Consider the following 25,882-nt stretch of genomic DNA (forward strand, 5'->3'; position numbering starts at 1 on the left):
ATATTGGATAGCTTTTATATTAGCAAAAACAAAAAGTATGTAAAATTGCAGTTTTATGTGTAAGTGATTTTTGTTAATTAGTATAATTTTTTTAGGTTTAATAAACCAATCATGTACATAGTTACACCGAAAAATATACCGCCGCAACTCCAAAGCCCAACATCAAATAAAGAAATAGAGATTTCTTCTGAACCTACATAGGGAAGGATATAATTCATAAAAACAAACATTTGAAAGCCCCAAAGTACACCTGCTTTTAAGCCCGCTTTTCTTAATTTTTTCTTATGTTGCAAATACTCTTCTTTTGTTGCACATTCAGTCTCATTTAAACCTTTTTTCTTAAGCTTAAATGTTAAATAATTAGCATAAATCATATTAGATAGAAAAACTAATATAGTTCCTATAGATATTGTGTGGTTCATAGTATCAACAAGTAACATAATAAGCATTACCAACATATTTAACCACCATAAACCAATTCCAGCTACAGATAATTCTTTATTGATTTCTTGTTTTTGATATTCATCTCTTTCACTCATTGTTCCAACAAAATTATTATAAACTCTTTCTTTCCATTCAATTTTTATCATTTAATCTCCCTCCCAAAATAGACTGTTTAAATCTGTTTGTAGTGCTTTTGCTAATTCGATACATAAGGCTAAAGAGGGGTTATATTTATTATTTTCAATTAAGTTTATTGTCTGTCTCGCTACATTAACTTTTTTAGCTAATTCTAGCTGCGATAGACCTTCAGATTTTCGATATTGTTTAACGTTATTCAAATATAAACCTCCTATTAATAATTGTAGACCTCGTGCATCAGAAATGTCATTTATATGTGACATTTTATAATTTGATAAATGAAATGTCAAATATATATGACAAAAATGATAATGGTGCAATTAGGAAAATAATTTTAATAATTTATCTTGGTAAGGAGTTGATTAATAAAGGATGGCTTTTCTTATATTAATATAATCTTTCCTTAAATCTATCTTAAAAGACAAGATGTCATATTTCTAATCATTGGAATTTTTGTTACAATATAAATGGATGTGTAAAACTTTGTAAAAAGAATGTAATAATATGTAATCTGTTTTCAGAAAGTTTTATACAATTCTTATATTAAACTATTAAGTTATAAAAGGAGAGAGAATATGGTACCAAATACGGTTCGTACTCCAAACAAGAAGAAGAAATGGATTATCATCGGGGTTATTGCACTAATTGTTATTGTAGCAGCAGTTAATATTTTTATTATGCAAGGTAAGAAGAAGGGGGCATCAACATCTGCTGATGCTGTGAGCTTTGAGAAGGTAACGGAGCGAAAGCTTAATAATACGAAGTTAATTTCTGGTCAGGTGAAACCAGGGAATATTGAAAGTTTCTATGCGGATCCGACTAAAGGAAAAGTGAAAGATATTGCAGTGAAAGAAGGACAAGAGGTAGAGAAAGGTACGAAGTTATTCTCTTATGATAATGAAGAGATTAACTTGCAAATGAAGCAAGCTGAGCTTGATCAGAAGATGGCAGATATGCGTTATGATCAAGGAAAGAAGAAAATTGATTCGTTGAAGAAAGAAATTAAGAAGGCAAAGGATAGCGGAGCTGGGAAAGAAGTAACAGATCCGATGGATGAGCAAGTAAGTGAGTTAGAGATGGCGCAAAAGACAACTGATCTAGAGAAAGAAAAAGGGAAGTTGCAAAAAGAAGAGTTAAGTAAAAAGCAGAAAGAGCTTACGATTTATAGTAATTTTACTGGTGTCGTTCAAAAGTTAGATAAAGATGCGGCGCAAAGTTCATCTCAAGCGTTAGGTGGTCAAGGGAAAGCATTTTTACAAGTGGCGTCTAAAGATCCATTCCAAGTTCAAGGGACGTTAACTGAGCTTCAGAAGTCACAAATTCAACCAGATCAAACATTTACTGTCACTGCGAAAGCAAATAGTAAGAAGAAGTGGACAGGTAAAATTACAGAGGTAAGTGAATTCCCAACGAGTGCAGAGATGGCTCAAGCTGGTGGTATGGGTGAAGCGACTCAAAATATGTCCCAATATACATATAAAGCAAGTCTTGATAGTCAAGATGGTTTATCTCCAGGTTATCACGTTTCTCTGCAAGTAAGTTTAGAGAATAAGACGATGATTGCTGTTCCAACTAAGAGCATTGTAGAAAAAGGCGATGATGCATTTGTTTATGTTGAGGAAAAAGGGAAGCTTCGTAAACAAAATGTGAAAAAAGGTTCTACTGATGGAGATTGGACAGAGATTGTTGAAGGCGCAAAAGTGGGGCAAAAGGTGGTTAAAAATCCTTCCGACGACGTGTATGACGGAATGGAAGTGAAAGAGAAATGATTACGTTAAATAATATTGCTAAAACGTATTATCAAGGAAAATTGGCAGTGCCGATCTTACATGATATTAGTTTAACAATTCAAAGCGGTGAGTTCGTTTCGATTATGGGACCGTCTGGTTCTGGTAAATCAACGCTTATGAATATTATCGGTTGTTTAGATCGTCCAACAGAAGGCGAATATATGCTGAATGATGTGAATATCTTAACAGCAGACGAGTCAAAGCTTGCTTTAATTCGTAATGAATATATTGGATTTGTGTTTCAGCACTTTAATTTGCTTCCGCGTCTTTCGGCAGTCGAAAATGTTGAACTTCCGCTCGTATACGGTGGTGTGAAGAAAGCAGAGCGTCGTCAAAGGGCTCTGGAAGCGCTTGGTAAAGTCGGTTTGTCAGATAGGGTTCATCATTTGCCGAATGAATTATCAGGTGGACAGAAGCAGCGTGTAGCGATTGCAAGGTCGATTGCGAATAATCCAACGTTCATTATGGCTGATGAGCCTACTGGTGCGCTTGATACGAAGTCTGGTGAGCAAGTGATGAATATTTTCACAAAGCTTAATGCAGAAGGTACAACGATTGTTATGGTTACACATGAAGAGGAAGTAGCAGCGTATTCTTCCCGCCGCATTGTACTGCGAGACGGGAAAATTACAGAAGATAGAAGGTGTGCGGTATGAGTTTACTAGATAGTATAAAAATTGCCCTATCTTCTATTTTAGCTCATAAACTGCGTTCAGCGCTTACGATGCTCGGTATTATTATCGGCGTTGGTTCTATTATTACTGTCGTTGCAATTGGGCAAGGCGGGGAAGCGATGCTGAAGTCAAAATTCGCAGGTTCTGGTGGTAATAACCTTATGCCAATTCAATTTAAACCAGATATGAATGATGAGTTTGCTATAGGCGGATTTGAAATACCAAAGTTAACAGAAGAGGATATTATGGAAGTAAAACAAGTGAAAGATGTTTCACATGTTATTACGACAAATTCGACAACAGAGATATTGGATGTAAATGATAAAAAAGCAAATCTGAATGTTATTGGTCTTGATAATGAATATTTTGCGGTTAATAAAGTAAAGGTCGTAAAGGGACGTACTTTAGGTGAATCAGATATTTCTCATGCAAATAACGTTGTGATGATTAGTACAAAAACAGAAGAGACGTTATTTAAGGACGTAAACCCAGTGGGACAAATTATTGAGATGAAGGGGCAGCCAATGCAAATTATTGGTGTGTATACATCTGATAATGAGTTTATGGGATTTGAAATGGAAGAAGCGTTAATCCCCCTTACATTATGGCCTGTTTTATTCGGAACAGATGATATTCAAAATATCGCAATTCAAGCTAAAAATGTAGACGATTTAGAAGCAGCTGGGAAACAAGCTGTTGATGTGTTAAATAGTCGTAAGCCAAGTGAAATTCCAGGTAAATATGAACTGGTGAATTTAAAAGAACTACAAGAAAATGTTTCTAAAGTCACTAGCATCATGACGATGATCATTGGCGGTATTGCGGGTATTTCATTAGTCGTTGGTGGTATTGGTGTTATGAACATTATGCTTGTATCTGTAACGGAGCGTACGCGCGAAATTGGGATACGTAAAGCGCTTGGGGCAACACGTAGTAAAATTTTATTACAATTTTTAATTGAAGCAGTCATGTTAACGCTTCTAGGTGGTTTAATCGGAATTGGTCTTGGATATGGCGGGGCATATATTGTTTCCACATTTGCGAAATGGCCACCACTCGTTTCGTGGGAAGTTGTTGTTGGAGGCGTACTGTTCTCTATGACACTTGGTATTATCTTTGGATTAATTCCAGCGAATAAAGCTGCGAAGTTAGATCCAATTGAAGCATTACGTTATGAATAAGTTAGTAGTGTAGTAGAGAGTGGGCTCTCTACTATACATTACCGTTCTAGTGGGCGGTTCGTAGCCTCTATGTGAGGAAGTGAACCGCCCGTTAGAACGGGTTATATAAATAGAAGGAGGCGTTATAATGGAAGCGAATTTGAATACGCAAAAAGCTGGCGGAGAGAAGCCATCATTGTTTGGAATGATGACTTCTCCTGGCTTACAGTTTGAGAGAATGAAGACGACTGAGAAAGTTTGGGGCATGTTCTTCATAGTGGCACTATTACAAGGACTTGTAGGTGGTTTAAATTCGTATATTACGTATACATCACCTGAGATGATTGAAATGCAAAAGAAATTAGGTGGTGCACTTGCAGAACAGGGCTCGCTTGTATCAAATGTAGTTTCTAGTACGATATGGGGAACAGTAGGTGTTATGATCGCAACATTCGTTGTTGCAGCTATTTATAAAGTGTTTATGATGTTTTACGGGAATGATACTTCTTATAAAAAAATAGTAATGATTATTGTATACGCGGATATTATTGTTATTATTGGTGGTCTCATTAATGGTATTATAGCTTTAATTTTAGGTGCTGCACCAACTGCGTATACAAGTTTAGGTCCGTTATTTGAGAAAGGCTCACTTGTATACGGAATCGGTAATTCAATCGAAGTGTTCTCTTTATGGAATTTAGTTTTAATTTGGTTAGGATTACAAGTTACAGCAGGATTAAGTAAAGTGAAAGCAGCTATTCCAATTATCATTTTATTCCTTATTAAGGCAGTATTCTTAGCTGCGATTGTTGTATTGATGGCAAAGTTTTTACCTGGTTTACCGGTATAATATGATTGGACTAAAAGGTGACTCTCCCAAGAGTCACCTTTTTTATTTTTACCCTTATTTCAAATACGACCAGCAGAATTTCAAATTCTACTTCGTGTAATTTAAAATTTTGGCGGTCGTATTTGAAATTACTCACAGTGAAATCGCTTCTTTATTTTTATATTGTGGAGGTACCGGCGGAATAACAAAGAGGTATACCTTTTAGAAACAGGTACTGTGTGAAGCCAGCGACTTTTACAGAGACAGTTGTTTTGTATGAAGGAATGATTGTAAATCAAATAAAGAAGCTAGGTATTTATCAAGATCATGAAGAGTATTATCAATGTGGTTTAATTGGTCTTTGGTATGCGTATGAAAGATTTGATGCGGAGAAAGGAAGTTTTCCTGCATATGCAATTATAACTGTGCGTGGTTATATATTAGAAAGATTGAAGAAAGAGTCTGCCTTGCAAGAAAGGAATGTTTACGTAGGTGAATATGAGGAGATTTTTACGTTTGAAGATGCTGAAATAAGAGCAAAGGATTTTATGAGTGTATTAGATGAGAAGGAGAAGTATATTATTGTCGAACGTTTTTTTGTAGGGAAGACGATGGGGGAAATCGCTAGCGAGATGGAAATGACTTATTATCAAGTGAGGTGGGTGTATCGGCAAGCACTTGAGAAAATGCGAAATAGCTTAAGAGGATAAATAGGATTATAAGAATGGAAGGCAAGGGATATTGCTTTCCATTCTACTTATTCTGTTAAGGTAGTAAATGTAATAAGAGGTTTTTAAATTGTAGTGAATCTTGCATGTTCATACGTGATAATACGTATCCAGCTTTTAATAATTGTTGTTTTAACTTATGGGGACTGATATGTATTGTTGTAGTAGTGCCATTTGAAAAATGAATGTTAGCTTTTTTGCTCTTTTTGAAAAATTCTATGTCATCTATATGGTTATAAAATAGCCATATACAGTTTGGAGAAGAAGGAGATTCTGTCGGAAAAGCACAAATATATTCTCGATGATTAATTGGAATTGGGACATTTTGTTTGAATTTAAAGTTTGTTTGGACTGCATTACGTCTGCCTTGATAAGTAGAGTGAACATTGGTTAGACAAGATTGCTTGATGAGTTGGAGAGCGGTTTGACAGGAGTAAAGATGGTTCCCGCTACTGTCGATAATTTTGGTGCGATAATAAGGGTGCTTGTAAGGTTCCAGCATCATTGTAGAATTAGAAATAATAATATCATTTTCTTCATTCATAAATTTGATTCCTCCCTTATAAATGATAGTAATACCAAATATAATTATATACGAATTAAGTAAATTAATTATTAATATTCTGTTTCATATTGTAAATTTTGACTATTCGTTTACAATCAATAGATGTTAGTCTTTCTAATTTGCATCGCTTGTACATATATATGAAAATAGAAAAGAGTAGGCGGTGAGATAGTATGAAGAAAAAGTATATTATTATGGCTCTAGTTGTTGTTCTTCTAGTATATTTAGCAAATAGTAATCCGAGTAAAGGTGAATATACGGATTGGGCAGCGAAGCAGTTTATGAAACGTAATGATGTAAGTAAGAAGCTAGACGAAGTTCAAAAGGAAAATGAAGAAGGTCTCCTTGGCGATTTAGCATCGGCTGGTAAGAAGTTGGCGAAAAAATATGTTGAGCCACAAGTTGGATTATTAATCGAGAATTATACAAAGCGAAATGATTATATTTTCTTCTCAACATATACGACCGAGTTTGATATAGGCGGAGAACATTATAAATATGTATGCGTCGGTTTTTCAAAAATCTTTATTCCGATTGAAATGCCGAAGAAAAAAGACGAATCTGCAAAATGATGCAGATTCGTCTTTTTGTTTATAAGTTAATTGGAACTTCAGATACATTCTTTTCTACGAGACGGGCTCCTTTTTTTCGGGTATTTTCATTAATTGATGAAAATACAGATGAGGCAAGGATGGTATCCATTACTTGATTTACGACTTGTGCATCGACGGGTGTGATAGGTTTCTCGATAGAAAAAACAACTGTTTTTCCATCTTCTTTCGCAAAAATTAATTCTAGTACTTGCATATGTTATTTCCTCCTTTTTATTTATCCCGCTATATTGCGGGCAGGGTGATTGGTGTTGGTTCATACTTAGCGGGGGATGAACACCCCCCACTAAGTAAATTTTAACCTTATAGGGTAGAAAGATCTGATGTGCTAACAAGCTGTATAGCGTGAAGCGGTGATGCTTGTAAAGAAGCAAGAGCACGTGCTACGTTTTGTACTTGCTCTAAGTTTGCGTTTGTTTTAACACGCTTAAATTGTTTTTGCTTAAAAGCTATTTTTCCGTTCTGATCTAATCCATTGTTTAAGACAAGACGTAAAGTTAAGTCCGTTACGATTGTTTCGACTGCCATGTTTATCACCCCCTTTCACTTTATAAATAGGGTGCAAATGTCATGTTTTGGCGTGAAATTTATTCTTTTTTTTGGTACGCTTAAAAGACTAAGAGAGGGGCTTCGGAAGAATGAAACGTAAATGGTTATTTTGGATTCCTGTTTTACTATGGATGGGGTTGATTTTCTATTCCTCGGCACAACCATATAAAAAGCAGGATATGCGCTCGGATATTGAACAATATGTAAATGTTGAGTTTGTGAAAGAGCATTTTTCATGGGTATCTATCGATTATGGCGGTGGTACACCTGTTAGCATTGCAAATAAAGGTGTAGGCGGATTTATTGAGTTTTTCCTTCGTAAAGGTGCGCATTTTATGGTGTTCTTTATGCTCGGTTCATTGACGTATTACGCTTTTCATCGATCAGATTATTCGAGGAAAAGATGTTTTATATATGCTCTTCTTTTCGTTGCGGGATATGCAACATTTGATGAAATTCATCAATGGACTACGGGAGATCGTACACCGATGTGGCAAGATTCATTACTGGATACATGCGGCGGATTAACAGGAATTATAATAAGCAATTGGTTTTGGAATAGAAAAAGGAGCTAATCTTTTGAGATTAGCTCCTTTTGTTTATACACCAAGTAATTCTTTTAGTTCATCTGTAGATAGTTCGGTCATCCAACTATCGGTTGTAATGACAGCGTTGTTTAATGATTGTTTTCTTTCTAACATTTCATCGATTTTCTCTTCGAGTGTCCCCGTTGTAATCAGTTTATGAACGTGAACAAAGCGTTTTTGACCAATACGATATGCGCGGTCTGTTGCTTGGTTTTCTACAGCTGGATTCCACCAACGGTCGTAGTGAATGACATGGTTGGCAGCGGTTAAGTTTAAGCCAGTTCCACCTGCTTTTAACGATAAGATGAAAATGTCATACGTTCCGTTTTGGAACTGGTCGATCATTTTGTCACGTTCTTTCTTTGGTACACTACCGTTTAAGAAGAGGACGCGCTGACCGAAATGTTCTTCTAACACATTTTTTAGCATGTTCCCCATACCGATGTATTGTGTGAAGATTAAACAACTTTCATTTTGATCTTTTATATTTTCAATTAGCTCCATTAGCGTGCTCGTTTTCATGGAACGTTCGATGATGTCTTTTGGTTCTGTTTCTTTTAAATAAAGAGCAGGGTGATTACAAATTTGTTTAAGTTTGTTCAGCATGAGTAATATAAATCCGCGTCTTTCAATCCCACTTAATCCTTCTACATTTTGCAATGTATCTTGAACAAGTTGCTCATATAAGGAAGCTTGTTCACCAGTAAGTGGACAGTACGCTTTCTGTTCTTGTTTATCTGGTAAGTTTAATGCGACTGTTTGATCTTTTTTCGTACGACGCAGTAAAAATGGTGAGATAAATCGTTGAACTTGTTGGATTTTTCCTTCGTCACGATCTTTTTCAATAGGTGAGACGAAGCGGCGCTGGAATTGTCCTAAGCTGCCAAGATATCCGTGATTAATGAAATCAAAAATAGACCAAAGCTCGGAAAGTCGGTTTTCCATCGGTGTACCGGTTAAAGCGATTTTGTGAGTTGCTTGCAAGTTTCGTACTGCTTTCGACTGCTTCGTATGTGGGTTTTTAATATTTTGTGCTTCATCCAAAATAACAGCATCCCAGCATAACGTACTAAGTTCTTCTTCATCAAGCTGAGCTAATGCATAAGATGTTAATACAACATCTGCTGATTGAAGGAAGTCTTTAAATGATTCACCTTTCGCTCGGTTACTTCCATAATGTAACTGAACACGTAAATTTGGTGCGAAACGCTCAAATTCTTTTTGCCAATTTCCAAGAACAGATGTCGGTGCTACGATTAAAGCAGGGCCTGTTTGGAGATTGTTCTCTTTTATATATAGTAAGTAAGTGATCGTTTGAATACTTTTTCCAAGTCCCATGTCGTCAGCTAATAATGCTCCGAATCCAAGCGTTCTTAAATATAATAACCATTCAATGCCATGTTGTTGATACGGACGGAGTGTTGCGTTTAGTGCAGAAGGGACATCTACTTTTGGAATATCTCCAATGTGGAGTAGTTTTTGGAATAGTTCTTCATAATATCCATCTAGCTCGATTTCAATATCGGTAAATGGACTATCTTCTTCTACAATTTCTGTTTCAGCAGTGTTTGATAAATGTTGCTGAAGGACATCTTTCATTTCTAGTCCATATTTATCGGCACGGTTCATAAGCTTTCGTACTTCTTCAATAAAGGCTGGATCCAGTCTCATCCATTGACCATTTATATTGAATAACCGTTTGTTTTGTTCAACGAGTTCGAAAAATTCGCTTTCGGATAAATCAATGCCGTTCGTTGAAATGCGCCAGTCAAAGTTAACGAGTGTATTCATGCCGAAGAAAGATTGCGTTTGCGTGGCATTTTGCTTCAGCTGCACACGTAATTTTGGTTTTGTCGCTTTTAAATTTTGCCACCAGGATGGCAGTAAAATCGTAATACCTGCAGCGAGTAATTCGTTACTTGCTTCTGTTAAGAAGTTCCACGCTTCTGTTTCAAAGAGCTCACTTCGGAATGCATCGCCTTCTTTTAACCACGGCACGAGCTTACTGAATCCTTCTTGTGTTTCAAGAATACGTTCTTCATAATCGTGCCATCGTTTTGGTAAAGAATCGATACTTTCATATACATATATGCGATGTGCCCCGCGCTTTGGTGTAACAATTGTCTCAAGCTTCCACATTTCAAATTCTTCTTGCGGCTCTTGTAGCCGTAGTCCAATTGTAAAGGGAAGGTCATCTTCAATGTAACCAATTTTTCGAAGCCAATCTTCTTCATGTAGTGCTGCATCCAATTGTCTTTTCGTAAAGTCGTAATGTTCATAAAGTCTCTTGGCATCTTCCCATCCGTCGTTTGAACGGTTATCTTGTAATATGCTTTCATTTACCGCGGCCGAGAAAAGAGATGTCAATGTGTCATCTTCGATTGGGGTATTTTGTACTTTCCAAGATGGTTGTTTGGGCCAACGCTCCATATCAGGTACGAAGCTACCGCTTGTGAAGGCATCCCATAATTCGTTCGCATCTTTCGTAAGTGCTGTAATAGGGCCATTCATTTGAATATGGGCAAAGGAGTTCATCGGTTTATTAGCGATGTATTCAAATGCTTGTGCGTTTGTTAGCATAACACCTTGTTTTCCTTCAAAGGTTGCTTCCTTTAGAAACGTGCCGTAGAAGGAAGTGGAGTGCCATGTAAATGCATTTCGTTTCCAACTTGTTACGGATAATGGAGTACCGCTGTCATCTTCTCCCCAAAGGAACCAACCTTGACTAACGTGCTGGAGCCTAATTGTTACTTCAGTTTGATTGATCATCGATTAATTTTCCTTTCCGTAATTCCTCTTGTAGTGCACGCAGACGTGAATGTAAGTTTGCGATGTGAATAATGAAAGCATCCCATTCATCAGTACGCTTTAATCGTTTATATAATGTACGTAATTTCTTTAAGTAACGAACTGCACGTCTATATGATTTGCGGTTTCGCTCTTCAATGGCCTCGGTAGCAGCAAGGTGATAAAGAGGAAGGGCTGCTTCTGGTGCTTCCTTTTCAATATCTTTCAGTGGCTCTTTCAAAAGTTCAATTGCTTCAAACCCATGTAAGAGCTGAAGTTCTGCCCATGTACGATATTGCTTTTTCGCGAGTACGTATTGCTCATAGTTTACGAAACTATATGGTAATAGCTCTTGCAAAATCATTTCGAGTCCGGCTTGTTCATTTGTATGGGTTGCATACGTTTCATACATGATGACAAATAAGCGAACGATATCTTTTATGAAAATCGTATTTTCGTGCTCATGTATCGTTTTCTTCACTTGTTTATACGTAAAGGAAAGCCAGTTTTTCGCACGATCCCACTGCATTGTATTTAATAGCTCTTCTAACCAATAGAAGTACAGACTTACAACAGAAGCAGGCTGTTTCTTTAGTAAGTCCATAGCTAATAGGTCTTCGTCATTTAAAAAGAGTAGATGAGAAGATGCTAATGCTTTGGAAAGTGGATTGATTTTCGTATCGATTCGCTTTTCTTCTTCTTTCAGTTTCTCTTTATTGTGTAAGAGTTCACTCCATATGTGACGATAAATAAAAAATCTTTCTTGCGTATAGGCGTCGGTGGAGAAGAATACTTCGTGAACGAGACGAGCTGTTTCTTGCAAAATTGCTTCAGACTCTGGAGGAATCGCTTCTGTTTGTAAGTCCCGAACGATGGATTCCACTTTATCTACAAATAAGCGAACGACGTTAACAGGCTGGTGATAAGAATACGTTTTATTTGCTTCGAAGTCCTGAATTTCTTCTAATAATTTTTGAAAGCAATAAAGCGCTGCGTGTAGCCTGAACAACTCATGTATCGCAACGATACGCGGAGCTTTCCGCTCGAGTTTCGTATAGAAGTCTGTAAAAATACTCATAAGAAAATACATTTGTTTATAAGTAAGCCGAGCTTGTTCTTTTTTAAATGTTTCATATTCGTTGTCAAAATACGATTGCCAACTTTTATAATCCGTTTCTTCAAACGCTGATGATTGCAATACTTGTCTTGCAGTTCGAATAGGAGGAAGGGAAGGTTTCGTATTATTTTTAAATAAAGTTAATACATCTCCTACTTGCCCGAAACTAGATGCTGCAGATAGTAAAACAGCGAGCATATGCTCACATTGCGTTGGTGCAAAGCAATCGCAATAGCTTTCAGCGACGTTACGAATCGGGATATGGACGCTATATACGCTGCCTGCAGCATCTACAGTTCCTGACAGCGTATAACCATCAAAGTCAACGTTGTAGACAACACCACTACGATATAGGTGCCGAGCTGTAGCGACATGTTCCTGATCAGCTGTTTGCTGTGGATCTAGTCCTTGAACGAACTCATTCGCAATCATCATAATTTCATCTTTCGTAATTGAGTGTTGCAGCATAATATTCCTCCGTACACATATTTCTTTCCTTTACCATTATAAACAAAAAATGCTCAAAACAGAAAAAATGAAATTTGGATTACATAAATTGAAAATCATGGTAATATATAGTGTTAATTTTGTATATTACTATATATGTATAGAAGGAGAAATGGTTTGTCAGATTTACAGACGAAGTTAGGCAGTGGAATGAATAAGTTACAAGAAGGAATTGAGCAAGGGAAGATAAAGTTACAAGTTGCGCAAGAAATCGCTCAACTGAAAAAAGAAATGCAAGTGCAAATGCAGAAAAAGGCAGAGGTTCTATTAGAGATTGGACAACGAGTCTACGTTCAATTAAGAGGAAACGGAGTAGATGAAGCGAGCCTACAAGAAAGGATTGCTCCAGTTCAAGAATTTGATGTAGCTATTTATCAAGCAAGAAAACGCATTGTTGAACTGCAAAAGCAACAATGCGAGAAAGCTACATGTGAATGTGGTGGACCTTTATCAAAAAATGATAAGTTTTGTGGTTCGTGTGGAAAGCCTAATCCAATGTTAGCGATAGAACATGAAGGTGAAACGACAAATTGTATTTCATGTAATGAACATATCGATCAAAACTCTACTTACTGTCCGGTTTGTGGGATTAAGCAAAGTGGGGAGTGAATTAGATGTATTGTCGCACATGTGGAAATCAACATGGTGAAGAGGTAAACTATTGCCCTAACGAAGGAAGTATGGAGATTGCAGGAGCTATAGAGGCAGTAACGTTAGAACAAGATACTGCAAAGGTTGTGGCAGTGAAAATGCTCAGCAAAATTTATATTGCCAAAAGTGTGGGCATTCTTTATTTATTGTGAAGAAAAAGGAACAATCTATCAAATTGCCTACAATGGACGGTACGCCTGAAGTTAAATTTACAGCAGATAAAGCTGTTTTAAAAACAGGTTTTATTGGTGGGGCTGTTGCAAGTATTCTCATGTTAATTGCTGGTTGGATTGGTAGTGTATTATTTGCTTCTATATTAAGTGAGATGTTTAGTAAATTTGCGAAAGAATTAGAAATGTTGCCAAGCTTTTATTTGAGTGCAACTTCTACGATGTTAAGTTATCATTTACTTGGTTTTACAGCTAGCGACGATAGCGGATTGATATTTTCTTTATCATGGCATACTCCATTTACATTACTATTAATCATTCCATTTATGATTTTCGCTGGTACAGGAATTTGGTTAGGAAAGCAGCGTGTTGCAAAAACGATTAAGGATCAAATCTTTATAGCAGCAACAGTTGGTATTATTTATGGTGTCTTTTTATTCATTATAAGTTTTATAGCATCACAATCTTTCGCAATTCCATTTTCAGAAGCAGGTAAGATTACGGTTGGCTATTCAGCGATTAAGAGTTTACTGAGTGGTTTTGTATGTGGGACATTATTTATCTTAATAGGATTTATTGCTCATACAAGCAAAAATAATATGGCAGCAGCATTTCAAGAGTTAATGCCATATGGAGCGTCTGTTTATTACGGTATTTCAGCCATGATAAAAGGACTTTTAGTAACAGCAGTAGTAGTTTGTATTATGGCGTTAGTAAATAAGGAAGACAGTATTGAACCATTAAAAGAAATAACAACTTTAAAATCTGAAAGTACATTATTAGCATTAGAGTTAACACCTCAATTATGGAGTATGGCTCATTTTGCTCCGTTAGAAGTATCAAGTCCAGCACTTAGTAAGGAGTTTACTGGAATTGGTAAGAAATCAAAATCATCTGAGAGCAGATTATCGTTTTCATTTATATCAGGCATCTCTGTAAATGGCGTAGTGGTTAGAGATATAATGACTTCAAAAGGAGCAAGTCAGGAAAGCCTTGCTGAATTTGATGAAGTGAATAACGTATTCCATTACGGTTTATTACTGCTTATTATTCCATTGTTCCTTATGTTTAGAGCGGGAAGAAAATTAGCTGAATTATCGACTGCCAATATGTATATTACATTAGCAGTATGCAGTGGTTCTTACACAATTATGATGATTGTAATGAATATGATTTCTAAGTTCCAAATTGATGTTTCAGGGACTGTAACAAGTTTGTTTGGAACAAGTGGAACGGTATTATCTATGCAAAATTCATTTGTATATTTAACTTTGTGTAGTTTTATTGTGACATATGTAGCAGCATTTGTTGGAATGAAGTTAGCTAAAAAATAGGAGGAGAGCACGTTGAAGTTTTGTGGAACATGTAAAAAGAACGTTGCAGACCATTTGAACTTTTGTCCTGAGTGTGGGAGTAAAGTAGAAGTAATCGTCGATAACACTGCCGCTACATATACAGAAGTACAAAGCGAGACACAATCAGTGAAAAGTAAGAAAAATTTATTTTTAATTATTGGTTTCGCCATTATTATTATTTTATTATTTGGGGCATATAAATTTGGAGCATATAAGTTTTCAAAAGAAAAGCAAATAAATGTAATGATTGAAGCATTCCAAAAGAAAGATATTAATGCAATTGATGAGTTTGTGAAAGCAAATGATTCAAGCTTAAAGATTAAGACAGAGGATATTAAAGCGTACATGCGTTACTTAAAAGAGAACCCTTCTTACAATAAACAATTATTGTCTTATTTACAGAAAGAGACAGTAGATCAAAAGTTAACAAAGGATAAAAATTCGTTTAAAGATGGGGAAATTGTAGCAGAGGGAAAAGAGTGGTTCTTATATCCAAAGTATAAGTTTAGCATGAAATCTTATTATATGAGTGTTAGTACAACTGCAAAGAATGCAGAAATATATGTGAATGATAAAAAAGAAACAGAACTTTCTAGTGATAAAACTTCGAAAGAGTTAGGGCCATACTTCCCAGGTACGTATGTTGTCAAGGCAACAGCGAAGACAGAACTTACTGAATTAGAAACAGAGAAAGAAGTAGATTTAGCAGATGAACAGAGCGAGAAAGTGAATGTAGATTTATCGCTTGAAGGAAAGTATGTAAGCATTTCTTCTGATGAAAATGATGCAACCGTATTTGTAAATGGTAAAAAACGTGGGAAATTAAGTTATGGTAATTATAAACTGGGTCCTGTATCCACAGATGAAACAGTAGAAGTACATTTAGAGAAAACTACTGATTTTGGTGTAATAAAATCTGAAAGTGTTAAAATTGGAGACCAAAGCACGTATTACTTAAAATTCCCGAAAGAAACATCAAGCTCAGCAGTTGGTGATTTTGTACGAAATCACATTTATAATAACGTACGTGCGATTTCATTAAATGATTTTAGTCTAATTGAAAATAATTATGATAAGAGCGGGAAATCGTATAAGGAAGACCGTGATTATATACAATATCTACACAAAAAGGGAATTACTGAAGATTTATTAACAATGGAAATTCGTAATGTAGAGCATCAAAGTGATACGAAATATAAAGTAACGACATATGAAGAGTACCATATTCGTTATGGTGATGGATCTGTGAAGTTCAAAAGCTTTAATAATGAACATATCGTTACTGTTAATGGAAATGGAAAGATATTGTACCATTCTCTTGGAGCGAATAATACGCTTAAGTCAGAGGAAGTATCTGGTCCGAACCGTTAATAAAAAGACTATCTCATATATGAGATAGTCTTTTTTCGATTAGGAGCGCGTTTCCTTTAATATCGCTTGCACATATGGATCATGTAATATTTGTTCTATAATTGGTAACATGTTTTGTTCGAATGGAATATCGATAGGAAATGGCTTTTGTGAGCCGGGTTTGATTCCATATTGGACAATTTTGTAGTGTGTATTTTCTTCAAAGCTGAGCACAATTAATTTATATCGATTGTCATCGCCAGCGAGTGAAAAGTCAATGGAAGTAGCGTCGTATGTTACTTCATCTTTATATATATACGGTTTTGGTGTACCGATCCAGTCTACTTTTGCTTGTACATTCATGAACATAACCTCCTTATAGTTATTATAAAAAAATAAAAGCCAGCTCTCAACAAAGAGAACCGGCTTTAGCAGTCATTGGTTATTTTAAAATTTTCACTTTAACAGTTTTGCGTCCCCATTTTTGAGCAGCGCTATCTGATCCAAGTAGGATGTCGATACGGTTACCTTTAATTGCACCGCCAGTATCTCCAGCGATAGCTTCTCCGTAACCTTCAACCCATACTTTAGATCCTAATGGAATTACTTTCGGGTCAACAGCGATCATTTTCATGTTTGGGTTCGCTGTTAAGTCATGACCCATTGCAGTTAATACACGGCCACCGTATGTGCCACCGTTTTCGCTCGGATGAGCTGTATATGCTGTAGCTACAACTGTTAACTCACGACCACCAGAAGGTGTGCTAGTTTCAGCAGCTTTCACAGCAGGCTTAGCAGCAGGTTTTGCTTGTGCTGCAGGTGCTTGTGCTTTAGCTGGTGCTACAGTTTTAGCAGGAGCAGGTTGTTCTTGTTTCTCGATAACAGGTGCTGTACCTGTTAAGAAAGGAACGTGAACATAAGCTGTTTTCCCGTTATATTCAAATTGTAACCACTCATTTTGTACTTGGTTCGTTGTTTCGATCATATCGTCTTTCTTTAGCGTTCCAAGAACTTCTGAGTTTGTGTTCGCTTCAGCACGTACGTTTAATACGTTAGCTGTTACGTAGTAGATGCTTTTTGTAAACTCTGTACTTACGAATGCGTCTTTACCATCTAAAGTGATTTTTGACCATCCGTTCTCTGTATTTTGAACATCTATTTTATTCCCGTTTAGTAATTTACCGACAACTTTTGATTCCGTAGTAGGGTTTTCGCGTACATTTAGTACGTCTGTTGTTACAACAGTTTCTGCATTAGCAGATGATGTGAAAATCCCAAGACCAAAAACTGCTGCTGTTGCTATTCCAATTAATTTTTTCATGATAGCCTCCATTGCGTTTGTTTTCGTGTCCTCATTATAGCAACAGATTTTTTCGGATTTCGGGAAAACACACAATTACAAACCATTCGTAATCAGTCGTTAACATCCTGTAATATAACAAAAAATATAGGAAAGCGTTTTTCATTCTATGTGATTAGTAGGTTTCTACTTATATTCAAAATATTTAATACAACATATATTTTTCGGTGTAAATAAAAATATTACAGGAGTGTTACATGATGTTTACTAAACGATTACATTCCTTGAGTATTTTACCGTTTTATGGGTAATATAGTTATATAAACATAAACATTTCGTTTGTGAAACTATAAACACGTGCTATATACTAGCAAAAAAACCGCATAATTGTTACAAACAGAAAGGGTTGCAAGGAAGAAAAATGCCCTTTTTTAAATCTGTAACACATCCTTTTTTGGGAAAACACATTCCCATCCGCATTTTTCTCGCACAATTTGACAGCAGTATTTCGATCTTATAGCTCTCGCAGAGTAAAAAGATTATACGGAAGGTAAGGCTGTCCATAAGAATTCTAGTTGGTGAAGGTGAAAGTAAGAAAATCACCGTAAAATTATAGTTTTCTATCCGATTTTACATATCGGAATTTATGTTATTTACAAAAGTGAAACCTACGAAGGGGGATTTGATGAGGAAACTGACAAAAACATTCATCGTTTCATTAACATTATGTATTGCATTTACAATTTGGGGGATTATTCCCGAATCTATTATTGGAAAAGGTAGCTTAGGAAATGTAACAACCGCAATTCAAACTGCATTAGTTAGTAAGTTTGGATGGTTCTATATTATTTCTGTTTCTATTATATTAGGTGTGTCTATCTTTTTAATTGTTTCGAAATACGGTTCTATTCGTTTAGGTAAAGATGATGATGAACCTGATTATAGTTATATGACATGGTTTGCTATGCTATTTAGCGCTGGTATGGGTATTGGTTTAGTTTTCTGGGGCGTTGCCGAACCATTAAACCATTTGTACGCACCTCCGTTTGGAGAAGGTGCAACTGAGGAAAGTGCGCGTCTTGCACTACGTTTTTCATTTTTCCATTGGGGATTACATCCGTGGGGACTATATGCATTTGTAGCGCTGTGTATTGCTTACTTTACTTTTAGAAAAGGAAAAGCAAGTACGATTAGTGCGACAGTAGGTCCGTTATTTAAAGGCGGGGAACATGGACGTATTGCTCATTCATTTGATGTGTTAGCTGTTTTCGCAACTGTGTTTGGTGTTGCAACATCATTAGGTCTTGGTGCGAAACAAATTGCTGGTGGTGTTAGTTATTTAACATCTATCCCGAACTCATTGCCGACACAGTTAGTTATTATTGCAATCGTAACCGTTCTTTTCATGTTATCTGCGCAAACAGGTCTTGATAAAGGAATTAAATATTTAAGTAATGCGAATATTATTTTGGCGTTTGCACTTATGATTATTGTATTATTTGCAGGTCCAACAAACTTTATTATGAATTACTTCACTTCAACAATTGGTTCTTATATTCAGGAATTGCCAAGCATGAGCTTCCGTTTAAGTCCATTAGATGAAGGCGGAAATCAATGGATTCAGTCATGGACAATTTTCTATTGGGCATGGTGGATTGCATGGTCACCATTCGTAGGTACGTTTATTGCACGTGTTTCACGAGGACGTACCATTCGTGAGTTTGTTATCGGTGTGTTACTCGTACCGACCGTAATTGGTGCACTTTGGTTCTCTGTTTTCGGCGGGACTGGTATTTATATGGAGCTGTTTGGTGATGCTCATATCTTCGACAAAGTGAAAGAGATGGGAACAGAAGTAGGGTTATTCGCTATGTTCGATCAGATGGGAAGCTTTGGATCAGCTTTATCGGTATTAGGTATTCTACTTATTGCAACATTCTTTATTACATCTGCAGACTCTGCGACATTCGTTTTAGGGATGTTAACGACACATGGTAGTTTAAATCCACCAAACCGCATTAAAATGGTTTGGGGTATCGTTTTAGCATCGATAGCTTCTACCTTATTATATATTGGTGGATTAGAAGCACTGCAAACGGCAGCTATTATTGCGGCATTCCCATTTGTCTTCGTTATTTTCTTTATGATGGCAGCATTATTTAAAGAGTTACAAAAAGAGGGGCGTATGAAGCGTCATAAATAATAGAAGGAAAAAGAGCTGATTTTGTATCAGCTCTTTTTTATATAGAAGGAATTCTAATTGCAAGTCAGGGAAATAAAATACTTTACTATGTAAGTAGTATGCCTTTTATGTGAAGATAAATCGATGAATTTCGACAATGTTCGATATCTTGCGGATTCTATTTGTATTTTTGACAAAAAATTGTCGGAAATGTGTTGTCACGTTTATGTATATGTGCTATATTATTTCCTGTAAGCGATTTCAAATAGTTTTAAAGCGCATTCAAGGGGGACATCTAGAATAATGAAACGTTACGAAAGAAAGTGGAAGCATATTTGTTTGAAACGTGTGGCACATCGTAGTGTCCAAGAAAGCACGGAACCTAAGACTGAAACGCGCAAAGAACAGCAAGAGAAGCAATTGGTTCTACAAAAATAGCAATCACTTTTTCGTATATAAATGAAGGTCAATCGTTCGTTGGGGGATGGACGTGAAATTACTTTCAGCTAAGGGGTATTGTCTGATATATATAATTTATACGGCAATAAATCAGCACAGAGCATACGGCGCTCTGTGCTGATTTTTATTTACAAAATAAAAATCAGTGGGAGAACTCCCACTGATTAAAGTTTTACTTTTCTTTTTTGAATCGAACTGTTTTATCCCAGCCAATGACTTGTTTCTTGCTCTTTGCACGTAAGTATAAAATTAAGCTGCGAATGAATAAGTACGTAAAGAGCTGTGCGTACGTAAAGTACATGATAACACTAATAAAAATATTAGTTGGTGTAAAGGTTCGTTCCACACTCTGGGCACTAAATAATTGAGAAACATATGTAATATATGCGACATACCACATAAATAGTAGCGGAATGCTATATTGAATTTGGAATATCCCGAGTAACCCAATTACAAACCAAACGTTCGAAATGATTAAGAATAGCCAAAATACAACATACACTAAAGCTTGTTGTAAGGAATGGACGAGAAGTTTTCCTTTAAAGAAACTTAAGGAAGAAAACATTTTTTCTAAAATGTACAAGTTCCCTTGGAGCCAACGTGTACGCTGCTTAATAAGGATTTTTAAATGCTCAGGTTCTTGTTCCCATGTAATCGATTCTGGAACGATCGGTAAGAGATAGCCTTTTTGTGTAATTCGTAATGTTAATTCAGCGTCTTCTGCAATTGCATACGGGTCATAGCCGCCAAGTTCTTCTAATGCAGAGCGACGAAGAAGCATATTTGTTCCTGTTAGTGAACCTGTTTGGAATAGTAACCAGCGTCCTGATTGCATAAGGAGCTGGAAGATTTGAAATTCTAATGAAATCATTCGTGTTAGCCAGTTTCTGTTTTCATTTACAGTACGAACGTGACCAACAGCTCCAACAGCATCCTCGGTTGTTTCAGCGTGTTCTACAAGCATTCGCAGTGCATGTGGTTCAGGCTGGTTATCTGCATCATACACACAGAAGTATTCACCATCTGAAATACTAAGACCATAGTTTAATACACGCGATTTCCCTTTTGGTTCACCCGCTGGAACACGAATGTGACGAATATGAGCATAAGCTTTGTCAAAATCGTCACCAATTTCAGGTGTCTCATCTTGAGAGTTATCGTTTAATAAATAAACAGTTAGTTTACCTGGATATTCAATCTTTGCCATCGCCTCTAAAGTATCTTTAATAACGACCCCTTCATTGTGGGCTGGTATTAAAATGTCGACGCTTGGATAATGTTCTAGCGTACGATCTTTTCGTTTACTATTTCGGTGAACTAAACCTGCGAGTGTTAAGAAAGAATAGTAAACAAGTAAGGCAGAGAATAGAAAGGCTGTAAAGATAAGTATATACTTAATCGAAAATGTGATACTAATCCAAAAAACGAGTACGCAACACAGAAGGAATAAAAGCAGTATAACGAGTGTCATCATAATAACGTCTTTCCTTTGTTCCCAATTTGCTCGCGTGAAATTTGTATATCTTGGATCGCTTCAGCAGCAAGCCATTGCTCCATTTTTGGCTTTAGACGGCTCATTACAATGTCAGCACCGGCTTCATTTGTGTTTTGTAATAAAATAACTAGCTTATTATTATCGTATTCAGCAGCAAGATCAAAGTCATCTCTTATCGTTTCAACTAATAATGAAGCTACACGGTTCATAACACTTTCCTTCGTATATTTACTAAAGGAAGTGAAATCAAAGTAAATAATAATACCCGTTTCATTACGACGATTCATTGCAGTGATTAATAATGCTTGTCGTCTTTCGAATTCTTGTCTTGTTAATAATTTTGATTCTCCAATGTATTGTTCTAACGTTCTCACACGTTTGGTTAATTCTTGATTTTCATGAATAACCTTCTTTAATAAATGAGTTGAGATATATACGATGAAGAAGTTTGCTGCCATTAGGAAGTGAGTAATAATGTATTCCCATTGTTCCGATGTACTCCATAAGTAAAGCCATGCTTGGTAGAACAGATAGAATACCGAAGTAATGGTTCCTAATATAAAAAGAACAAATGCGGTTTTATCAGTCAATAATAGAAATAGTACATTAACAATTACATATATAATTGTAAAAATGAGAGCATGCTCATATTGCGTTACATGTACAGTTGTAAAATAAAATAAAATTTGTAAAATCCACATAGAGAGGACTTTATAGAAGTTATTTTTCACAAAACTTTCCTCCTTAAAGGTAATTCATGCAAGGATACTTGTAGTATGCACAATTATTAAGAAATAGACCGGATGACTAGATTCTTTTGGAGAGAGCAACAACAAGTAGTATCTCTCTTTTGCAAGAAAAAATAAACAGACTTACTAATTATTGTATCATAATGTTCTTATATTTAAGCATAAAGTATTTAATATATATCGAAAAAATATACAACATATAATAAAAAGCCCCCTCTTTAGAAAGAGGAGACTTTGCATCATTTTATAGGAACATCATACCTGCAACTGCTGCATTTAAGAAGTTTGCTAATGTACCAGCGATAACTGCTTTAATCCCTAACTGTGCAATTTGTTTACGGCGAGTAGGAGCTAACGTTCCTGTTACACCTAATTGAATTGCGATAGAAGAGAAGTTTGCGAATCCACAGATTGCGAATGTTAAAATTAAATTTGTTTTTGCAGAGAACTCTGCCATGTGTGGTCCTAAGTTTGCATATGCAACGAATTCGTTGATTGCAAGTTTTTGACCGATAAAGCTTGCTGCTTGTACAGCTTCACCAGGAGAAACCCCGATTAAGATTGCAAATGGTGATAGTAAGTAACCGAAGATTAAATCAAGGCTAAGTTTAATATGGAACAGAGAGCCAATTAATCCTAACAGACCATTTAATAAAGCGATTAATGCGATGAAAGCCATTAACATTGCTGCTACGTTAATAACAAGTTGCATACCTTCAGATGCACCACGTGCCGCTGCGTCAATAACGTTTGCATCTTCACGTTCTGTAGAAAGTTCAACGTTATTATCTACTTTTTCTGTTTCTGGCATAATTAATTTCGCAATTAATAAACTTGATGGAGCTGCCATAATTGCTGCTGCTAATAAGTGTTCTAACGGAATACCCATTGCTGCATAGCCGACAAGAACTGATCCGGCAACAGCTGTCATACCGCTTACCATAATAGTGAAGAATTCACTATTTGTTAAACGTGCTAAGTAAGGTTTAATTAAGATTGGAGCTTCAGTTTGTCCTAAAAATACAGTTGTTACTGAGTTTAAACTTTCTGCTTTAGAAGTTCCAAGAAGTTTACTTAATGCGCCACCAACGACACTAACAAATCTCTGCATAATACCGAAATGATATAAGATTGCAACTAATGAACTAATAAATACGATTGGAAGTAGTGCTTGAATGAAGAAAACAAATCCCCAAGGGCCTTTTGCGTTGACTAAATCCCCAGCAACGAACTTAATTCCCTCGTAAGAAAAATTAATTAATCCTTGAACGCCATCTGCAGCGTATTTTAAACCTGCTTTTCCGGCATCCCATCGTAATACGATAAATGAAAATGACATTTGTAATGCTAGCGCGATTAAAATTGTGCGCCAATTAATAGCTTTGCGGTTGGAAGATAGTAAGAAAGCAATTGCTAATACTCCAATCACGCCGCCAATTCCCCATAAAAGATTCATGCAGTGTATGCTCCTTCCTCATAGTAAAAAAAGTGTATAAACCAGTTGTCTATACGTTTACGAATATAACATCTTAAGTAACTTATCATAATGGACATCGGAGGTCAAACGTCTAACGAAAAGTTTAAATAAAAAGAAAATTCTTTAAAAAAACACATATAAAATGATTAAACATGAAATAGGTTATGTTTTTTATGTGAAAATATACATTATGATAACGTTATGGAGTGTTTTTGTAGAATATAGTGTATGAAATAGGGAAATAGATACATTATTTTTTCGGGGATATAGGTGACATATATTAAAAAGAGCCTTCTAGTAATCTAGAAGGCTCTAAAAATATAACTTAAGGTGCTTTTGTGTATCCTAAGAAATGGCTCTTCCAATAAGAGTTACTCAATGAAGCGATTGCTACACCTTTATCTCCGGCTTGGATAAATGATCCGCCTCCAAGGTAAATACCCATATGAGAAGGACCTGCTTTATAAGTATCTTTGAAATAAATTAAGTCACCTGGTTGTGGATTTGAAGTTTGTGGTAGGCTACCCCAATATCCTGCAACACTTTGACGACTAATGTTATGACCAAATTTCTTAAATACGTGGTAGATGTAACCACTGCAGTCAACACCAGTAGCAGAAGTACCACCCCAAACGTATGGTACGCCTTGCATTCCTTTTGCATATGCAAGTATGGAAGAACTATCACCACTATTATTGCCTGTATTATTGTTGTTATTGTTGTTATTGTTATTTTGGTTGTTGTTAGGCTTATTATCTACCGCGCCACCAACTGGTGTTTTAGAAAGGTAACGTGTTCCGATGTAACCAGTTTGACCGTTGTAGTTAATTTTGCTCCATCCAGAGTTTTCAGAGATTACTTGAACCTTCTGTCCTTGTGGAAGTGCCCCTATGATTCTATAATTTGTACCTTCGCCGCTACGTACGTTTAGTGCAGAAGCATTAATGTAGTAGTCACCAATTGCACCTTGATCAGGTTGTTTTGGTTGTTCAGGAGTAGCAGAGCCACCTTTAACGAATTTTACAAACTCGCTACTAACGAAGCCTGTTTTTCCTTGATAGTTTACTTTAAACCAACCGTTTTCAGATCCAACTACGTTTAATGTAGTACCATTTAACACGCCACCAATTACACTATGGTAAGCAGCAGGGCCTGTACGAACGCGTAGAGATGTTGCGTTAACAACGTAAGTACCGCCAGTTTGAACAGTTACATTATTGTTTTGTTCTTGTTTGTTATCTTGGTTGTTTCCTTGTGTAACGTTATCGTTAGAACCGCCTTTTGTTACGTAGTCTTTGCTTACGTAAGCAGTTTGTCCTGCATAATTGATTTTGAACCAATCTTGAACTTCTCCAACAACTTGCACAACTTGTCCTTTTGTAACGGAAGCTACAGTTGTATGAGAAGTGCTAGGACCTGTACGAACACGTAGGGAAGATACATTTACTGTATAGTTTCCGCTTGCTGGTTTTACAGATTCTTGGTTGTTATTATTTGTATTGTTGTTTGAAGAACCAGCATTAGAAGAAACGCCAGATACGAATTCGCCACTTACATAACCTACTTGTCCATTATGGTTGATTTTCACCCAACCATTTTCTTGGCCGACAACGTTTAACGTTTGTCCTGCATATACACGCCCAGAAACAGAACTAGAAGTGTTAGGAGCTGTACGCACACGTAATACATCGGCAGTAACTTTATTGTTCCCACCTGTTGTACTTACATTAGAATTGCTTGCTCCATTTTTTGATACAAATTCGCCACTAACAAATCCTGTTTTTCCATTAATGTTAATTTTGAACCAACCATTTTCTTCGCCAATCACATTTAATGATTGACCGTTATAAACACGCGAGATGATGTCGTGAGAAGTACTTGATCCTGCACGAACATGTAATACGCTAGTGTTTACCGTATAAGATGAGTTGTTTGATGCGGAAGCTTGGACAGTTTGTGTAGCAGCTTTTTGTGTATTTTGTTCAGGGGCAGCTTGAACACTATCAAGTGTAGGTGCTGCTCCTCCTGCTACAGACACTGCCGCAAGACCGGCAAGGTATTTTTTCATAATTTGTCGATTCCTTTCTGTCTGTAATATAGTGAAGAAATATTTACCAACTGTTAAAAATTCTAAAGAGCATGTCGATTACTGTCAAGACTTATGCGGGAATCTGAATATGACAAAAAGATTACAAGAAAAAATCAAGG

23 protein-coding genes and 1 pseudogene are annotated in these 25,882 nt (G+C 36.2%); 11 read left to right on the top strand and 13 right to left on the bottom strand.

Annotation, left to right across the window (positions count from 1 at the left end; genetic code table 11):
- Window positions 1-77: 77 nt before the first annotated feature.
- Window positions 78-590: a DUF3278 domain-containing protein gene (locus CER22_RS04565; protein ID WP_088608266.1), complete on the bottom strand. Its 513-nt coding sequence runs from the start codon at window positions 588-590 to the stop codon at window positions 78-80.
- Complete coding sequence (locus CER22_RS04570; RefSeq protein ID WP_088064837.1) at window positions 591-782, bottom strand: helix-turn-helix transcriptional regulator; 192 nt, start codon at window positions 780-782, stop codon at window positions 591-593. It lies immediately after the preceding gene.
- Window positions 783-1,157: 375 nt separating this feature from the next.
- On the opposite strand from CER22_RS04570, the gene CER22_RS04575 reads away from it, so the two are divergent.
- From CER22_RS04575 to CER22_RS04595, 5 genes are all read left to right on the top strand, one after another.
- The gene (locus tag CER22_RS04575; RefSeq protein WP_088064836.1) at window positions 1,158-2,351 is read left to right on the top strand and encodes an efflux RND transporter periplasmic adaptor subunit; all 1,194 of its coding nucleotides are present in this window, start codon (window positions 1,158-1,160) and stop codon (window positions 2,349-2,351) included.
- Window positions 2,348-3,028 carry an ABC transporter ATP-binding protein gene (locus tag CER22_RS04580; protein WP_048542605.1) on the top strand — a complete coding sequence of 227 codons (681 nt, stop codon included), beginning with the start codon at window positions 2,348-2,350 and terminating at the stop codon, window positions 3,026-3,028. Before CER22_RS04575 ends, CER22_RS04580 begins: the two co-directional genes overlap by 4 nt.
- The gene (locus CER22_RS04585) at window positions 3,025-4,227 is read left to right on the top strand and encodes an ABC transporter permease (protein ID WP_061679380.1); all 1,203 of its coding nucleotides are present in this window, start codon (window positions 3,025-3,027) and stop codon (window positions 4,225-4,227) included. The genes CER22_RS04580 and CER22_RS04585 overlap by 4 nt, the downstream gene beginning before the upstream one ends.
- Window positions 4,228-4,354: 127 nt before the next feature.
- Entirely contained in the window at window positions 4,355-5,056 is a 702-nt protein-coding gene (locus CER22_RS04590) for a Yip1 family protein (RefSeq protein WP_088608267.1), read from the top strand.
- Between the two features lie 218 nt (window positions 5,057-5,274).
- Window positions 5,275-5,745, top strand: a complete 471-nt coding sequence (locus CER22_RS04595; RefSeq protein WP_088608268.1) for a sigma-70 family RNA polymerase sigma factor — start codon at window positions 5,275-5,277, stop codon at window positions 5,743-5,745.
- A 55-nt stretch (window positions 5,746-5,800) separates the two neighbouring features.
- Here CER22_RS04595 and CER22_RS04600 read toward each other — a convergent pair whose 3' ends face one another.
- Complete coding sequence (locus CER22_RS04600; RefSeq protein WP_048542596.1) at window positions 5,801-6,307, bottom strand: competence protein ComK; 507 nt, start codon at window positions 6,305-6,307, stop codon at window positions 5,801-5,803.
- 194 nt (window positions 6,308-6,501) lie between these two features.
- On the opposite strand from CER22_RS04600, the gene CER22_RS04605 reads away from it, so the two are divergent.
- Window positions 6,502-6,900: a DUF4359 domain-containing protein gene (locus tag CER22_RS04605; protein WP_000731403.1), complete on the top strand. Its 399-nt coding sequence runs from the start codon at window positions 6,502-6,504 to the stop codon at window positions 6,898-6,900.
- Between the two features lie 19 nt (window positions 6,901-6,919).
- On the opposite strand, the gene CER22_RS04610 is transcribed toward CER22_RS04605, so the two are convergent.
- Complete coding sequence (locus CER22_RS04610; protein WP_001197599.1) at window positions 6,920-7,135, bottom strand: DUF2922 domain-containing protein; 216 nt, start codon at window positions 7,133-7,135, stop codon at window positions 6,920-6,922.
- Window positions 7,136-7,242: 107 nt separating this feature from the next.
- Entirely contained in the window at window positions 7,243-7,467 is a 225-nt protein-coding gene (locus CER22_RS04615) for a DUF1659 domain-containing protein (RefSeq protein WP_088608269.1), read from the bottom strand.
- A gap of 110 nt (window positions 7,468-7,577) precedes the next feature.
- On the opposite strand from CER22_RS04615, the gene CER22_RS04620 reads away from it, so the two are divergent.
- Window positions 7,578-8,063: a VanZ family protein gene (locus tag CER22_RS04620; RefSeq protein ID WP_088608270.1), complete on the top strand. Its 486-nt coding sequence runs from the start codon at window positions 7,578-7,580 to the stop codon at window positions 8,061-8,063.
- 24 nt (window positions 8,064-8,087) lie between these two features.
- Here the strand turns inward: CER22_RS04620 and CER22_RS04625 are convergent, their stop codons facing one another.
- On the bottom strand, window positions 8,088-10,844 hold the full coding sequence (locus tag CER22_RS04625; RefSeq protein WP_088608271.1) for a DEAD/DEAH box helicase: 2,757 nt from the start codon (window positions 10,842-10,844) through the stop codon (window positions 8,088-8,090).
- On the bottom strand, window positions 10,828-12,447 hold the full coding sequence (locus CER22_RS04630; RefSeq protein WP_088608272.1) for an SWIM zinc finger family protein: 1,620 nt from the start codon (window positions 12,445-12,447) through the stop codon (window positions 10,828-10,830). Before CER22_RS04630 ends, CER22_RS04625 begins: the two co-directional genes overlap by 17 nt.
- A gap of 156 nt (window positions 12,448-12,603) precedes the next feature.
- On the opposite strand from CER22_RS04630, the gene CER22_RS04635 reads away from it, so the two are divergent.
- From CER22_RS04635 to CER22_RS04650, 3 genes and pseudogenes are all read left to right on the top strand, one after another.
- Entirely contained in the window at window positions 12,604-13,095 is a 492-nt protein-coding gene (locus CER22_RS04635; RefSeq protein ID WP_088608273.1) for a zinc ribbon domain-containing protein, read from the top strand.
- Window positions 13,096-13,100: 5 nt separating this feature from the next.
- Window positions 13,101-14,641: pseudogene (locus CER22_RS04645) on the top strand (zinc ribbon domain-containing protein).
- 12 nt (window positions 14,642-14,653) lie between these two features.
- A complete protein-coding gene (locus CER22_RS04650; protein ID WP_088608276.1) occupies window positions 14,654-16,033 on the top strand; it encodes a zinc ribbon domain-containing protein in 1,380 nt (459 codons plus the stop codon).
- Between the two features lie 39 nt (window positions 16,034-16,072).
- Here the strand turns inward: CER22_RS04650 and CER22_RS04655 are convergent, their stop codons facing one another.
- Both CER22_RS04655 and CER22_RS04660 read right to left on the bottom strand, forming a co-directional pair.
- Window positions 16,073-16,375 (bottom strand): DUF3910 family protein, encoded by a 303-nt coding sequence (locus CER22_RS04655; protein WP_046955548.1) that lies wholly within the window; start codon window positions 16,373-16,375, stop codon window positions 16,073-16,075.
- A 79-nt stretch (window positions 16,376-16,454) separates the two neighbouring features.
- A complete protein-coding gene (locus CER22_RS04660; RefSeq protein ID WP_088608277.1) occupies window positions 16,455-17,333 on the bottom strand; it encodes a cell wall-binding protein EntA in 879 nt (292 codons plus the stop codon).
- A 664-nt stretch (window positions 17,334-17,997) separates the two neighbouring features.
- Between CER22_RS04660 and opuD the strand changes: the two genes are divergently transcribed.
- Window positions 17,998-19,515 carry a glycine betaine transporter OpuD gene (gene opuD, locus CER22_RS04670; protein ID WP_088608278.1) on the top strand — a complete coding sequence of 506 codons (1,518 nt, stop codon included), beginning with the start codon at window positions 17,998-18,000 and terminating at the stop codon, window positions 19,513-19,515.
- A gap of 610 nt (window positions 19,516-20,125) precedes the next feature.
- On the opposite strand, the gene CER22_RS04680 is transcribed toward opuD, so the two are convergent.
- The 4 genes from CER22_RS04680 to CER22_RS04695 form a co-directional block, all read right to left on the bottom strand.
- Entirely contained in the window at window positions 20,126-21,427 is a 1,302-nt protein-coding gene (locus tag CER22_RS04680) for a glycosyltransferase family 2 protein (protein WP_088608279.1), read from the bottom strand.
- A complete protein-coding gene (locus CER22_RS04685) occupies window positions 21,424-22,179 on the bottom strand; it encodes a diguanylate cyclase domain-containing protein (RefSeq protein ID WP_088608280.1) in 756 nt (251 codons plus the stop codon). Before CER22_RS04685 ends, CER22_RS04680 begins: the two co-directional genes overlap by 4 nt.
- Before the next feature lie 262 nt (window positions 22,180-22,441).
- Entirely contained in the window at window positions 22,442-23,653 is a 1,212-nt protein-coding gene (locus CER22_RS04690) for a NupC/NupG family nucleoside CNT transporter (RefSeq protein WP_088608281.1), read from the bottom strand.
- Window positions 23,654-23,999: 346 nt separating this feature from the next.
- The gene (locus CER22_RS04695) at window positions 24,000-25,742 is read right to left on the bottom strand and encodes a C40 family peptidase (protein ID WP_088608282.1); all 1,743 of its coding nucleotides are present in this window, start codon (window positions 25,740-25,742) and stop codon (window positions 24,000-24,002) included.
- Window positions 25,743-25,882 lie beyond the last annotated feature (140 nt).

The organism is Bacillus sp. K2I17 (assembly GCF_002209985.1).
Lineage (GTDB): Bacteria > Bacillota > Bacilli > Bacillales > Bacillaceae_G > Bacillus_A > Bacillus_A wiedmannii.

What these genes read in the sequence shown, in the direction of transcription:
- CER22_RS04565 (WP_088608266.1), bottom strand. Translation starts at nt 590, where the DNA reads ATGATAAAAATTGAATGGAAAGAAAGAGTTTATAATAATTTTGTTGGA.
- CER22_RS04575 (WP_088064836.1), top strand. Translation starts at nt 1,158, where the DNA reads ATGGTACCAAATACGGTTCGTACTCCAAACAAGAAGAAGAAATGGATT.
- CER22_RS04580 (WP_048542605.1), top strand. Translation starts at nt 2,348, where the DNA reads ATGATTACGTTAAATAATATTGCTAAAACGTATTATCAAGGAAAATTG.
- CER22_RS04585 (WP_061679380.1), top strand. Translation starts at nt 3,025, where the DNA reads ATGAGTTTACTAGATAGTATAAAAATTGCCCTATCTTCTATTTTAGCT.
- CER22_RS04590 (WP_088608267.1), top strand. Translation starts at nt 4,355, where the DNA reads ATGGAAGCGAATTTGAATACGCAAAAAGCTGGCGGAGAGAAGCCATCA.
- CER22_RS04600 (WP_048542596.1), bottom strand. Translation starts at nt 6,307, where the DNA reads ATGAATGAAGAAAATGATATTATTATTTCTAATTCTACAATGATGCTG.
- CER22_RS04605 (WP_000731403.1), top strand. Translation starts at nt 6,502, where the DNA reads ATGAAGAAAAAGTATATTATTATGGCTCTAGTTGTTGTTCTTCTAGTA.
- CER22_RS04610 (WP_001197599.1), bottom strand. Translation starts at nt 7,135, where the DNA reads ATGCAAGTACTAGAATTAATTTTTGCGAAAGAAGATGGAAAAACAGTT.
- CER22_RS04615 (WP_088608269.1), bottom strand. Translation starts at nt 7,467, where the DNA reads ATGGCAGTCGAAACAATCGTAACGGACTTAACTTTACGTCTTGTCTTA.
- CER22_RS04620 (WP_088608270.1), top strand. Translation starts at nt 7,578, where the DNA reads ATGAAACGTAAATGGTTATTTTGGATTCCTGTTTTACTATGGATGGGG.
- CER22_RS04625 (WP_088608271.1), bottom strand. Translation starts at nt 10,844, where the DNA reads ATGATCAATCAAACTGAAGTAACAATTAGGCTCCAGCACGTTAGTCAA.
- CER22_RS04630 (WP_088608272.1), bottom strand. Translation starts at nt 12,447, where the DNA reads ATGCTGCAACACTCAATTACGAAAGATGAAATTATGATGATTGCGAAT.
- CER22_RS04655 (WP_046955548.1), bottom strand. Translation starts at nt 16,375, where the DNA reads ATGAATGTACAAGCAAAAGTAGACTGGATCGGTACACCAAAACCGTAT.
- CER22_RS04660 (WP_088608277.1), bottom strand. Translation starts at nt 17,333, where the DNA reads ATGAAAAAATTAATTGGAATAGCAACAGCAGCAGTTTTTGGTCTTGGG.
- opuD (WP_088608278.1), top strand. Translation starts at nt 17,998, where the DNA reads ATGAGGAAACTGACAAAAACATTCATCGTTTCATTAACATTATGTATT.
- CER22_RS04680 (WP_088608279.1), bottom strand. Translation starts at nt 21,427, where the DNA reads ATGATGACACTCGTTATACTGCTTTTATTCCTTCTGTGTTGCGTACTC.
- CER22_RS04690 (WP_088608281.1), bottom strand. Translation starts at nt 23,653, where the DNA reads ATGAATCTTTTATGGGGAATTGGCGGCGTGATTGGAGTATTAGCAATT.
- CER22_RS04695 (WP_088608282.1), bottom strand. Translation starts at nt 25,742, where the DNA reads ATGAAAAAATACCTTGCCGGTCTTGCGGCAGTGTCTGTAGCAGGAGGA.